Origin of the sequence: Bordetella genomosp. 7 (assembly GCF_002261415.1) — a bacterium.
Taxonomy (GTDB): domain Bacteria; phylum Pseudomonadota; class Gammaproteobacteria; order Burkholderiales; family Burkholderiaceae_B; genus Bordetella_A.
Map to the genome: position 1 here is coordinate 57,283 of NZ_NEVI01000020.1, position 12,288 is coordinate 69,570.

Annotated in this window: 10 protein-coding genes; 9 read left to right on the forward strand and 1 reads right to left on the reverse strand. The window is 63.4% G+C overall.

Features of this window, described 5'->3' with window-relative positions:
• Positions 1–240: 240 nt before the first annotated feature.
• The 9 genes from CAL18_RS16270 (at position 241) to CAL18_RS16310 (ending at position 11,870) form a co-directional block, all read left to right on the forward strand.
• Positions 241–2,493, forward strand: a complete 2,253-nt coding sequence (locus CAL18_RS16270) for a TonB-dependent siderophore receptor (RefSeq protein ID WP_170940380.1) — start codon at positions 241–243, stop codon at positions 2,491–2,493.
• A 101-nt stretch (positions 2,494–2,594) separates the two neighbouring features.
• Entirely contained in the window at positions 2,595–2,876 is a 282-nt protein-coding gene (locus CAL18_RS16275) for a peptidylprolyl isomerase (protein WP_026641408.1), read from the forward strand.
• Between the two features lie 99 nt (positions 2,877–2,975).
• Entirely contained in the window at positions 2,976–4,226 is a 1,251-nt protein-coding gene (gene kynU / locus CAL18_RS16280; RefSeq protein ID WP_094818328.1) for a kynureninase, read from the forward strand.
• 175 nt (positions 4,227–4,401) lie between these two features.
• Entirely contained in the window at positions 4,402–4,965 is a 564-nt protein-coding gene (locus CAL18_RS16285) for a fimbrial protein (protein WP_094818329.1), read from the forward strand.
• A gap of 170 nt (positions 4,966–5,135) precedes the next feature.
• On the forward strand, positions 5,136–5,702 hold the full coding sequence (locus tag CAL18_RS16290) for a fimbrial protein (protein WP_038852730.1): 567 nt from the start codon (positions 5,136–5,138) through the stop codon (positions 5,700–5,702).
• Between the two features lie 124 nt (positions 5,703–5,826).
• A complete protein-coding gene (locus CAL18_RS16295; RefSeq protein ID WP_026641405.1) occupies positions 5,827–6,573 on the forward strand; it encodes a fimbrial biogenesis chaperone in 747 nt (248 codons plus the stop codon).
• A 31-nt stretch (positions 6,574–6,604) separates the two neighbouring features.
• Complete coding sequence (locus CAL18_RS16300) at positions 6,605–9,175, forward strand: fimbria/pilus outer membrane usher protein (RefSeq protein WP_094818330.1); 2,571 nt, start codon at positions 6,605–6,607, stop codon at positions 9,173–9,175.
• Position 9,176: 1 nt separating this feature from the next.
• Positions 9,177–10,298, forward strand: coding sequence for a fimbrial protein (locus CAL18_RS16305; protein ID WP_038852728.1), 1,122 nt, complete (start codon positions 9,177–9,179; stop codon positions 10,296–10,298).
• 429 nt (positions 10,299–10,727) lie between these two features.
• Positions 10,728–11,870 (forward strand): hybrid sensor histidine kinase/response regulator, encoded by a 1,143-nt coding sequence (locus tag CAL18_RS16310; RefSeq protein WP_170940381.1) that lies wholly within the window; start codon positions 10,728–10,730, stop codon positions 11,868–11,870.
• Between the two features lie 5 nt (positions 11,871–11,875).
• Here CAL18_RS16310 and CAL18_RS16315 read toward each other — a convergent pair whose 3' ends face one another.
• Positions 11,876–12,274: an Hpt domain-containing protein gene (locus CAL18_RS16315; RefSeq protein ID WP_038852726.1), complete on the reverse strand. Its 399-nt coding sequence runs from the start codon at positions 12,272–12,274 to the stop codon at positions 11,876–11,878.
• Between the last annotated feature and the right edge of the window lie 14 nt (positions 12,275–12,288).

Sequence of the window (12,288 nt, forward strand, 5' to 3'; positions counted from 1 at the left end):
CTGACAGCGGACGGGCGAGCGCGGCCCTGCCCTATTGAATCTAAAGGAACTCGCCTGATGCCCCGGTGCCCACAGCCCCATTCCAACCCTGCCCCGACCCGGCCTCGCCCGCAGGGTTGCCGCGCCGGCGCGTGGCCGCGCGCGGCGGCGGCTGCGGCCGTCGCCACGACGATGGGGCTGAGCCCGCTGCCCGGTCGCGTGTACGCAGCGGCCCCGCCAGGCCACCCCTCTATCCCCGGCATGCCAGCGCCCCAACGCAGCTATGACATACCGGCGGGCCCGCTGCACGCGGCGCTGATGCGTTTTGCAAGCGAAGCCGGCATTTATCTGGCCGGCTCGATTGAGCTGACCAACGGCAAGAGCAGCCCGGGCCTGCGGGGCAGCTATACCCCACAACAAGGCCTGGCGCGCCTGCTCGCCGGCAGCGGCCTGCGCGCCGTGCCCGATGCTAACAGGCGATATGTGTTGCAACCCATGCCTCAGGCTGCGGTAAGCGAGCTGCCGACAGTGACCGTCACCGGGCAGTCTGAATCCGCTACCGGGCCGGTAGTGGGGTACATGGCGCAGCGCAGTGCCACAGCCACCAAGACCGACACTGCCATTCTCGAAACACCGCAATCGATCTCCGTGGTCACCGCCAGTCAGATCCGCGATACGGCGTCCAACACGCTGGACCAAGCCCTGGTGTACAGCGCTGGTGTGCGCACGTCCATCTATGGGGCAAGCTCGCGCATGGACACGGTACAGGCGCGCGGAGTGGAAATTGAAGACATCTTCCTGGACGGCCTGAAAGACCGAGTCAACTTCTGGACCAGCACGCCGCGCGTCGAACCGTACCTGATGGAACGCATGGAAGTGCTGCGCGGCCCTTCATCCATGCTGTATGGGCAAGGAGGCACCGGCGGCCTGATCAACAATGTGAGCAAGCTTCCGCAAGCCGAAGCGAGCCACGAACTGGGCGTACAGATAGGCAGCCATGACGCGCGCCAGCTACAGGCCGACCTGACCGGCCCGCTGACCGAAGACGGAACATGGCTGTACCGCCTGGTGGCGCTGGGCCGCGAAGCCGGCACACAGGTCGACTATGGCAAGGACGACCGCCAGCTGATCGCGCCCTCGCTCACCTGGACGCCCAGCGCAGACACTGAACTGACGTTGCGGCTCAAGTGGCAGAAAGACCGCGCCAGCGGCGACTCCGGCAGCACACTGCCCTGGGAGGGCACGATCTGGCCCAATCCCAACGGCCGCATCTCAAGACACACGTTCGTGGGGCAACCCGGCCTGGATCATTTCAACGCCGACAGTCTGCAGGCCGGCTGGTCGTTCCGCCAGGCATTGAGTGACCAATGGACGTTCCGGCAAAGCACCCGCTGGACGGACAACAGAACCGACTACGCAGCCTTCGATGTATACGCACCGTACCTGGACCCGCAACAGCGCACGCTCAACCGCGCCGGATACTTCTGGAAGCACCACACGCAGATACTGGCCACCGACCAGAACCTGCTGGGCACCTTCTCCACCGGACCGGTCTCGCACCAACTGCTGGTGGGCCTGGATTACATGCGCTATCGCGACTCGGGCTCGGGCATCGACGACTACACCGGACTCGCGCCTATCGACGTATACGACCCGGTCTACCAAGTGGGGTACCAGCCGCCGCCGCGCGAGCCGATTGCGACCAGCGGCGTCAAACAACTGGGCATCTACATCCAGGACGAAATGCGCTGGCGCGACTGGATACTGCTGGCCGGGTGGCGGCACGACGAATCCACCAACTGGGAAGACGGCACGGACGACCGCAACGACAGAGCAGATTCACTGCGCGTCGGGCTGATGTACGAAATCGCGCCGGGCCTGCTCCCCTACGTCAGCTATGCCGAATCGTTCATGCCGCAAGCCAACACCAGCCAGGGCCAGCGCCTGCGGCCGCTACGCGGCAAGCAATGGGAAGCCGGCGTCAAGTATGAGCCGCCCGCAAAGAACTGGCGCGCTTCGGCAGCCGTGTTCGAACTGCGCGAAGTCAATCGCGCCGTCGACGTGTCGCCAACCCAGGTATCTCAGCGCGGCAAGACGCGCAACACCGGCCTGGAACTGGAGTGGGTCGGCTCCCTTACGCCACGCCTGGACATTAACGCCAGCTTTACCTATTTGAATGTCGATCGCGAATTGACCGGCGTGCCCAAGCGTCAGGCGGCAATATGGAGCACGTACCGGTTCTCGCTGGGCAATATCGACGGCTTTACGGCGGGCGCAGGCGTGCACTACGCCAGCAGCTTCGTGGATGAATCCGTCAACGGCACCAACGTGCCCCGCACGCCATCCGTAACCTTGCTGGACGCCATGCTGGCCTGGGAAAACCGCAACTGGCGCGTCGCGCTCAACGCCAACAATCTGACCGACAAGGTGTACTTCACACAGTGCTGGGAATGGGGATCCTGCGCGTATGGGCTGGGCCGCATCGTGACCCTGACCACTACCTATCGGTGGTAACCAGGCGTTTCGGCGCCCCCGGGACCGGCATCTGCGGCGTTTTACTCATGCGGCCGACTAAGGCAATATGGGCGTTCGCTTTAAAAAACTAAGGAATCCTCATGACCCAAGCCACCGCCCGCCATATCCTGGTTTCTACCGAGGCCAAGTGCAACGAGCTGAAGGCCGCCATCGAAAATGGCGCCGATTTCGCCCAAGTGGCGCGCGAACATTCCTCTTGCCCGTCGGGCCGCGACGGCGGCAACCTGGGCACCTTCAGCCCGGGGCAGATGGTTCGCGAATTCGATACCGTCGTGTTCAGCGCCCCGCTGAACCAGGTACAAGGTCCGGTAAAAACACAGTTCGGCTACCACCTGGTAGAAGTCACCGACCGCCAGGACTGATCGCCGCCGCCCGCAGCGCCACGCATGGCGCTGCGCGGCCAGCCGGGCGCGATGCTGCATTGGCTCTGCTAGTATTTGCAGGCACCTTAGGAGCCGAGCATGCATACCCGCGCAGATTGCCAGCACGCCGACCTGCGAGATCCCCTGGCGCCCCTTCGGCAGCAGTTCGAGCTGCCGGACGGCATCATCTACCTTGACGGCAATTCGCTGGGCGTGTTGCCCAAGGCAGCGGCGGCGCGCGCAGCCAGCGTAGTCACCCAGGAATGGGGCAGCGGCCTGATCCGCAGCTGGAACACCGCCGGCTGGTTCGACTTGCCGGCGCGGCTGGGCGACAAGCTGGCCCGGCTGATCGGCGCCGACCCCGGCCAGGTAGTCATCACCGACACCACATCGCTGAACCTGTTCAAGGCGCTGGCCGCCGCATTGCGCATCCAGCAGCATGCCGCGCCCGAGCGGCGCGTCATCGTTTCCGAGCGCGACAACTTTCCCACCGACCTGTACATGATCCAGGGCATGATCGACCTGCTGCAGCAGGGCTACGAAATGCGCCTGATCGACGAACAGTTGTCGCTGGAGCAGGCGTTGGACGATACGGTGGCGGTGGTGGCGCTGTCCCACGTCAACTACCGCAGCGGCCACCTGCACGACATGGCCGCCGTTACCGCGCTTGCGCACAGCCGCGGCGCATTGGCCATCTGGGACCTGGCCCACTCCGCCGGCGCCGTACCCGTGGACCTGACCGGATCGGGCGCGGATTTCGCGGTGGGCTGCACATACAAGTACCTGAACGCGGGCCCGGGCGCGCCGGCCTTCATCTGGGTCGCTCCCTGCCACACCGACCAGTTCTGGCAGCCGCTGTCGGGCTGGTGGGGCCACCAGCGGCCTTTCGACATGGCTGTCGACTACGAACCCGCCGCCGGTATTCGTCGCTACCTGTGCGGCACGCAACCCATCGTGTCGCTTTCACTGGTGGAATGCGGCCTGGATATCGCCCTGGCCGCCGACATGAACGAAGTGCGCAAAAAGTCGCTGGCGCTGGGCGACCTGTTCATCCAGTTGGTAGAAAGCCGCTGCGCGCAGCATCCGCTGACACTGGTCACCCCCCGCGACCCGGCGCGGCGCGGCAGCCACGTCAGCTTCCGCCATCCGCACGGCTACCAGGTGATGCAGGCGCTGATCGAGCGCGGCGTCATCGGCGACTACCGCGAACCGGAAGTCTTGCGGTTCGGGCTGACGCCGCTGTACCTGGGATATGGCGACGTATGGGACGCTGTGCAGGTACTGAAAGAGGTGCTGGACGGCGAAACGTGGAAGCAAGAACGGTATTCGCGGCGCGGCGCGGTGACCTGATGCGTCGCGGCGCACGCGTTCCGGCAACCGCGCATACCCATCGGAAAAATCCGGCACACACGGGGAAGTTTCAGACGAAGTAATAACGCACGATCGGACATCATCAGCAAGCATTCCGTCAAGCTGTATCACGGGGCGCCTGCATCGTTGCTGGCGGCGCCCAAAAGAGCCGATCATGACAACCGTCCGACTGCTGCGCTACCTTACGTTGCTCGCCTTGACTTCCGTCGCGCCTTGCGGCCTGGCACAATCCGGCACCTTGTTGTTCCAGGGCACGATCGCCGCCAACAGCTGCGCCGTACATACTCACGCCCATGGCGCACCGGTACGAAGCCTGTCGCCCACATTTACCGTCGATCTTCCCACCGTAGGTACCGACGCACTCACCACGCGCGGGCAAACCGCCGGATGGTCGCCGTTTGTCATCCGTATAGGGCAATGCGGCGGGTTCGCCAGGCTGGTTCGAGCACACTTCGAGCCGGGCACCTTCGTCGACCCTGCTACCGGTCGCCTGGACGTCGACGCCCACAGTTCCGCACGCAATGTGCAGATCGCGCTGCGCGAACAGGGTAGCGCCCGACACATACTCATCGGTGCGCCCGTCGGGCAACAAGGGCCGACGCTGCAGCTTCTGCAAGACCACGCCATGCTGGTCTATGAAGCGGGCTATTACGCCCTGGGCCAGGCGTCGCCCGGCAGTGTGCGAACTAGCGTCGAATACAACCTGGTCTATCACTGAGCCTGGCGCCGCTTGGGTTCCATCACCCGGCCCCGCTCGATAAGAACTTTCCTATACCTTGGTCGGAACTTTCGTCCATTTTTAAACAGGCTTCATACCTAGACTCCTCTTGCTGCGATCGGCTCTTGAGTGCGCCTGCTCGCCAGCCTTTCATCTTTTAGGAGTCAAACATGAAACTGTCTCGCATTGCCAGCCTGCTCGCGGGCGCTGGGGTTCTGGCCGCCGCCAACGTGGCCCTCGCCAGCGAAGGCACCATCCATTTCACCGGCGAAATCCAGGCCAGCACCTGCGTGGTTGACCACGCCAACCCGCACAGCCAAACAGTAGGCCTGCTGCCGGTCAACGCCACCGCGTTCACCGGCACCGGCAGCACCGCCGGCTGGCAGCAGTTCGAAATCAAACTGAAAGACTGCTCGGGCGCCACGTACAGCACGGCCCGTGCCATCTTCGAATCCGGCACCACCGTCAACGCGCAAGGCCGCCTGTACAACACCGATGAAACCGGCAGCGTGGCCGGCGCGGCCACCGGGGTCGAACTGCAGTTGCGCCAAGCCGCAAGCGGCCAGCTGATCACCATCGGCAGCCCCACCCAGGCCGCGCTGGACGGCTTTGACATCGACACCACCGCAGGCACCGCCACGATGCGCTACGAAGCGGGCTATTACGCCGCGGATGCCACGGCCGTAACACCCGGCAGCGTCGCCTCGTCGGTGACCTACTCGGTGAACTACGAGTAAGCGTTTACCGCCTGCGCAGTTTGCGCCTTACCAGGCGCGCTCGTGCGGCCGCGCATGCTTGCTTGCGCGGCCGCATCCCGGCCGCGGCGAACCCTTGGCCGGGCTCGCAAGACCAGGAATTTCCATGCTCATCCGACGCTTGTTCTCTGCCATATCCGTAGCCATCACATGCGCAGCCGCCTTCGCCCCGGCCGACGCATCGATCGTCATCGGCGCCACCCGCGTCGTTTACGACGCCGCCAGCGGTGAAAAAACCGTGCGTCTCACCAACAAGGCAGCGGCGCCGGTACTGATGCAGGCCTGGCTGGACACCGGAGATCCGCAAGGCGCCCGCTCGGCGCTCGTCGTACCGTTCATCGTCTCGCCTGCCATGGCCCGCATCGATCCTGAGAAAAGCCAGACGCTGCGCATTCTTCATACCGGCGAGCCTCTTGCGCAAGACCGCGAAAGCGTGTTTTGGCTGAACGTGCTGGGCATCCCGCCGCGCCCCGACGCCAACGACCAAAAGAATTTCCTGCAGTTGTCCATCCGCTCGCGCATCAAGCTGTTCTACCGGCCGGCAGGGTTGGCGGGTAGCGCCATGGATGCGGCGGCGAAGCTCAACTGGCGCCTGGCCCGCTCGGGCCCCACTGCACTCGAAGTCACCAATCCCACGCCGTTCTACGTGAGTTTTGCCAGTGTCGAACTCGTTTCAGGCGCCCAGGCTTCTGCAGTGGACGAACCCGGCATGCTGGCTCCCTTCGAAACGCGGACGATGCGCTTGCCACGCGCCGCATCCTCCTCGGCAGGAGCCCGGGTCCGCTATCAGTTCATCAACGACTATGGCGGCACGACTTCCGGCGAAGCCGCATTGCACGACGTTCCGCGCTAGCCGCGCAGCCCTCAGGCAAAGGCTAGATAACATGCTGCCCGTACGCTACATCCCGACCCGACGCCACTCGCTCAACCTGATACTGGCCTCGCTGGCTGCGTCGCTGTGGAACGCGGCCCAGGCTCAGGCCGCACCCACACAGGTCGCAGAAGTTCGGTTCAACACCGACATGGTGCGCAACTTCGGCGACACGGCTGTGGACGTCAGCCGTTTCAACCGCGGCAACTATGCCGCGCCGGGGGATTACACCGTTCCTGTGGTGGTCAACCACATACAAGCCGGACGCAGCATCGTGAGGGTGCGCCAGCTGGCCGGCGAAGCGTACCCGCAGCCCTGCATAGACGCCGATCTGCTGCTCCTCGCGGGGGTCAACCTTGGTCGGCTGGACGAGCCCACCCATGAACGCCTGCGGTCGGCGCCGTGCGGTCGATTGCACGACTTCATCCCTGACTCGCACGCCGAATTCGACAACGGCGAACAGCGGCTGACCATGAGCATTCCGCAGATATGGCTAAACCGCAGCGCACGCGGCTATATCGACCCAAAATACTGGAATGAAGGTACGACCGCAGGCGTGCTGCGCTACAACGCGAACTTGTACCGGTACGCCGCCCGCCACGGCAACGACACCACACAGGCCTATGTGGGGCTGGACAGCGGCCTCAATCTTGGCGCCTGGCGACTGCGCCATCGCGGGAACCTGAACTACAGCAAAACCCAAGGTACCCGGTATCAAAGCATACAAACCTATGCGCAGCGTTCGATTGGAACCATAAAGAGCCAGCTCACCGCCGGCGAATTCCATACCGAAGGCGCCGTGCTCGAAAGCATAGGTCTCACGGGCGTGGCCCTGTCCAGCGACGAACGCATGTACCCGGAATCGCAGCGCGGCTATGCCCCCACGATACGCGGCATTGCCAACAGCAATGCTCGCGTACGCGTGCTGCAGAATGGCAACGTCATATACGAAACCACGGTGGCGCCGGGCGAGTTCGAAATCGACGATCTGTACCCCACCGGATATGGTGGCGACCTGCAAGTCGTCGTAACCGAAGCCGATGGCAGCGAACACATATCCATGGTGCCTTACTCGGCACCGGTCAACGCCCTGCGGGCCGGCACAACCCGCTACAGCGTGGCGGCCGGCCAGTACCGCAGCGCGCTGGTCAACGACAAGCCGTACGTCTTCCAGGGCACGGTACGCCATGGTTTCAACAACTTGCTGACGGGGTACGGCGGCGTACTCGCATCCAAGCATTACCTTGCCGGCCAATTGGGCACAGCGCTCAATACCGCCATCGGCGCCTTCGGGTTGGACGCCACCTACGCGCGTGCCAAGTTGAACAACCAGGCCAACCGCACGGGCCAGAGCTACAGCGTGAGCTACTCGCGCTTCTTTGTACCCACCAGCACCAGTGTCACGCTGGCAGCCTATCGATACTCCACCCGCGGGTTTCTCAGCCTGAGCGACACAATGGCATTGCGCTCGCCCGGATCACGGCACGGGTTGCCGCGCCACTATGGTGCCAATGCCAAGGGCCGCCTTCAAGTCATGTTGAACCAGCCATTGGGCGATCGGCTCGGATCAGTGTATTTGTCGGGATACAGCCAGAATTACTGGGGCTACGAAGGCCGTGACACCGAATACCAGGCGGGCTACCGCAACACGTATAAGCAGATCGGCTACAGCATCAGCGCTGCGCGCCAGTACAACGCGTACGACGGCAAGTGGGGCAACACCTACATGCTCAACGTCACCCTGCCGCTGGGCCGGTCTGCGGGTGCGCCGAGATCCAGCACCAGCATCCGCCACAACAACCGTGACCACAGCACGTCGATTTACGAAACAGTCAACGGAAGCCTGGGCCGGTCCGACAATCCGCTCTACTACGGCCTGAGCGCGAATCACGTACGGTCGCGCCACGGCATTTCGAACAACGTCAGCGCCAACGCGTCATGGATGTCGCCCTATGCCCAACTGGCAGGCAGTGCCAGCCGATCAAGGTCCGGCAGCCAAAGCAGCGCCAGCATTTCCGGCGCCGCCGTAGCCTGGGGTGGAGGAATGGCGCTGGCGCCAGCGTTAGGCGACACCTTCGCCATCGTGCAAGCGCAAGGTGCCGAAGGGGCGCGGCTAGCCAACATGAACGGCCTGCGGGTAGACGGGCGCGGCTACGGCCTGGTGCCTAACCTGACGCCATACGTACAAAACACGATCGAAGTCGACCCCAAAGGCTTGCCCCTGAACGTGCAGTTCAAATCCACCATCCAGCATGTGGCCCCCACCGCCGGCGCCGTCGTACCCGTGAAGTTCGAAGTGGAAGCGGGCGGCCACGCGGCAGTAATACGCGCGCACCTGGCTGATGGCAGCCCGCTACCCTTCGGCGCCGAAGTCCAGGATGCCCATGGCAACAGCATAGGCACCGTGGCGCAGGGCAGCCGCATCCTGGCCAACAATCTGAAAGACACGGTGGGCCGCCTGCGCGTCAAGTGGGGCGAATCCGTGCTGGAGCATTGTTCGGTGGATTACCGCATTCCCGACAAAAACGGCAAGGACACACAGCAGTTCCATCTGTTGCAAGGCACCTGCGCGCAAGGACTCTAACATGCTATTGAATGCCATTTACGCCGCGCCCCGTGCCGTCGCACGACATCCCGCCAGGCCCCTGCTCGCCCGGCTGGTTGCCGTCGCCACACTGGCATTGGCCTGGGGAGCCGCCGATGCGGCGCAGTACTCATGCACCTTCTTCAACCCGAATCGCACACAGCACATTCCGACTCCGACCCAAATCGTGCTAATGCCCGGAATGGAAACCAGCGGAACAAAATTCTCGGCAACCGATCCCGGTCCAGCGGGCCCGGGCCGCACCGTCGACTGTGAGCACGGCGCAAAGATCGAACCTACAGAGGGGTTGCGCAGGAATATTCGCATCTTTCTGTACTTTGACACCCCCTACTACCAATATGTGGATTCGAAAACGATACGCCTGGGAACCTCGAACTTCGGTCTGCGCCTGACGACCGCCGGCCGCACGATCCAGAACAATCCACTGCGCATGGCGTGGGGCGATATAGGATACCGAAACGATACCTTCGAGATCTGGTACGGCAATGGTGGTCAGGTCGATTTTGAACTGGTCCACTTGGGATCGGGCCCAGTCGACGGAAGCGTGGTAAAGCTGTCGGAATCTGGGCTATTCGCGCGAGCGATGGTTGCGATCAAGGGGGTAGATCCTTATGGCCGGGATTTGGTCTCCAACGAGCTGGTGACTCTATTGTGGAGCAACAACGAGGTTCCAGTTTCGCAAACGACTTGCAAGGTCGCCGATCGCACAGTAACGCTGGGTACCCACGATTTCGGCGGCGGCACGATAGGATCGACGTCGCCCGCCCAAGACTTTGCAATTTCGATGACCAATTGCCCTACTGGCGTGCCGATCTATTACCGCATCGATCCCACCACTGCGGTGGTTCCTGGCCCCCCGGGCGCAAACTCGTCGCTGATGGAACTGGATAGCACCACGTCCATTGCGTCTGGTGTCGGCATCCAGCTGCTGCACCAGGACACCTCTCCGTTGCCCCTGGAAACCAAGATCACGCTCACGTCATCCGGCCTTGCTTATCCCAATTATGACCTGCAGCTAAAGGCACGCTATTACCAGATCAGCAATTCGGTAGTGCCCGGAACGGCTAATGCATCAGCCACGGTCACGATTACGCACCAATGACTCGACTGCATGGCAAGTGCGATTTGTCGCACGCTCCGCGGCATCTACTTATAGACCCCGGGCGACATCTGCGTAGCATTGCCGGAAGGCTTCGCATGCGCACCGCTTTCATGAACTCGCACGAATTCGCCGCCATGGGTTTGCCGCACCTTCAATGGCCGGAGTGCTTGGCCTCAACCTCTTCGGGCGTCGGCCCATTTGCGTCCACGAACAAGGGTTCGGCCGAGCAAAGTGACATACGGGTCGATTACCTCTCTTTGGCATAGCTTGCCGGGCGTTCCGGCTGCATCGATGGCCGTCGCCTGCGTTGCGATACTTGCGGCAGTTGTCGTTCTGGCACTGGGTGCCACGCGCCCATCGAAAAACAATGCCAAACACGGCCACACGCCGGGCAATACGTGCCACACCTGCCGCCAAGCCGAAGCGGCATTGCGCACCAGATCCGCGTTCCTGGCCGCAATAAGCCATGACCTGCGCACCGCCATGAACGCGGTGGTGGGCATGCTGGAACTCACCCTGGTCAGCGGCTCGCTTGGGTTTGCCGAAAAACGTCAGCTCTCCACCGCACTGGATGCGTCGCGCTCGCTGCTGACGCTGGTGAACGACCTGCTCGATCTGTCCCAACTGGAGTCGGGCAAGTTTGCCATCCGGCCGCAAGTGGCATCGGTGCCGAACGTGGTGCACGAAGTGCGTGAGCTTTTCGCGGCAACGGCACAGCGCAAGGCGCTGACGCTGGACGCCCGGGTGTCGGACAGGCTGGCGCCTGCTCACCTGGTCGACACGCTGCGTCTGAAACAAGTCTTGAACAACCTGGTGTCCAACGCCATTTGCCATACACGACGCGGTCGCGTGCGCATCCGGGTGGCGGCGGCGCCTGCCAGCGTATTGCCTACGGGCGCAGGCATTCAATGGATACGGTTTACGGTGTCGGACACTGGCGTCGGCATTCCGCCCGCTTCGCTGCCAACGCTGTTCGAACCGTTTGTGCAGGCCAACACGCCGGGCGCCGAGGGCGGCGTCGGGCTGGGCCTGTCTATCTGCAAGCAGCTGGTGGATGCGATGGGCGGGCGTATCCGGGTCTATAGCAGGCCGCAGCGTGGCACGCGGGTTCACGTAGAACTGCCGCTGGCCATCTCGGATGGCCACGCGGGCGCACTGGCGGGCCCGCCTGCCGCAAAGGCCCGGTTGCCCATACTTGTTGTGGACGATCATGCGCCGAACCGCATTTTGTTGAATCAACAGTTGCAGACGCTGGGGCACCGTGCCGTATGCATCGAAGACGGCGCGCAGGCTTTGGCCGCCACTGAACGGCAAGCCTTCAAGCTGGTGATTTGCGACTGCGCCATGCCGCGCATGAACGGGCTGGAGTTTGTGCGCGCGTTGCGGGCGGGCGGCGGCATGAATGCGGCGGTGCCGGTGCTGGGCTATACGGCCGGCGTGCAGAAGAGCTACGAGCAAGCGCTGCTGAATGCCGGCATGGATGCGGTGCTGGTAAAGCCCGTAGGTCTGGCAGACCTGCAACGGGCCTTGCAAGCGCATCTGGCCGGCGAACAGCAGCCCGGCGGGTCATAGGCGCATTAACGCCAGTGCGAAGCTTCTGCCGTGAACGATCGCTGGGTGGCCGCAAGGTTGGCCCAGCCCTGCAATGCGTGCGACAGGCGCTGCACCGCAGCCGAGAATACGCCAAGCAGGCTTTGCAATGCCTGGCCATCGCGTTGTTCGGCCAGCGCTTCCACGCGGTGGCATAGCGCGGCCAGGGTGCCGGCGCCCGACAGTTGCGCAGTGTTCTTTATGCGATGCGCGTGCGCGCGCACGTCGGCCCAGTTTTTTTCGGCACAGGCGATCTGGATGTCGTGCAGGTCGGCCTGGTTGGTTTCCAGCAGGCTGGCCAGCAGTTCCGCGGCCACGGCGCTGTCATCGTTGACCAAGCGGAAAACATGCGCGCCTATGGCGCGGCATTCGTCTGCCGTGGGCAATGCACCGGCTGTAA

Bases quoted from the DNA above. Each gene is read 5' to 3' on its own strand.
- CAL18_RS16270 (WP_170940380.1), top strand. From the start codon at position 241: ATGCCAGCGCCCCAACGCAGCTATGACATACCGGCGGGCCCGCTGCAC.
- CAL18_RS16275 (WP_026641408.1), top strand. From the start codon at position 2,595: ATGACCCAAGCCACCGCCCGCCATATCCTGGTTTCTACCGAGGCCAAG.
- kynU (WP_094818328.1), top strand. From the start codon at position 2,976: ATGCATACCCGCGCAGATTGCCAGCACGCCGACCTGCGAGATCCCCTG.
- CAL18_RS16285 (WP_094818329.1), top strand. From the start codon at position 4,402: ATGACAACCGTCCGACTGCTGCGCTACCTTACGTTGCTCGCCTTGACT.
- CAL18_RS16290 (WP_038852730.1), top strand. From the start codon at position 5,136: ATGAAACTGTCTCGCATTGCCAGCCTGCTCGCGGGCGCTGGGGTTCTG.
- CAL18_RS16295 (WP_026641405.1), top strand. From the start codon at position 5,827: ATGCTCATCCGACGCTTGTTCTCTGCCATATCCGTAGCCATCACATGC.
- CAL18_RS16300 (WP_094818330.1), top strand. From the start codon at position 6,605: ATGCTGCCCGTACGCTACATCCCGACCCGACGCCACTCGCTCAACCTG.
- CAL18_RS16305 (WP_038852728.1), top strand. From the start codon at position 9,177: ATGCTATTGAATGCCATTTACGCCGCGCCCCGTGCCGTCGCACGACAT.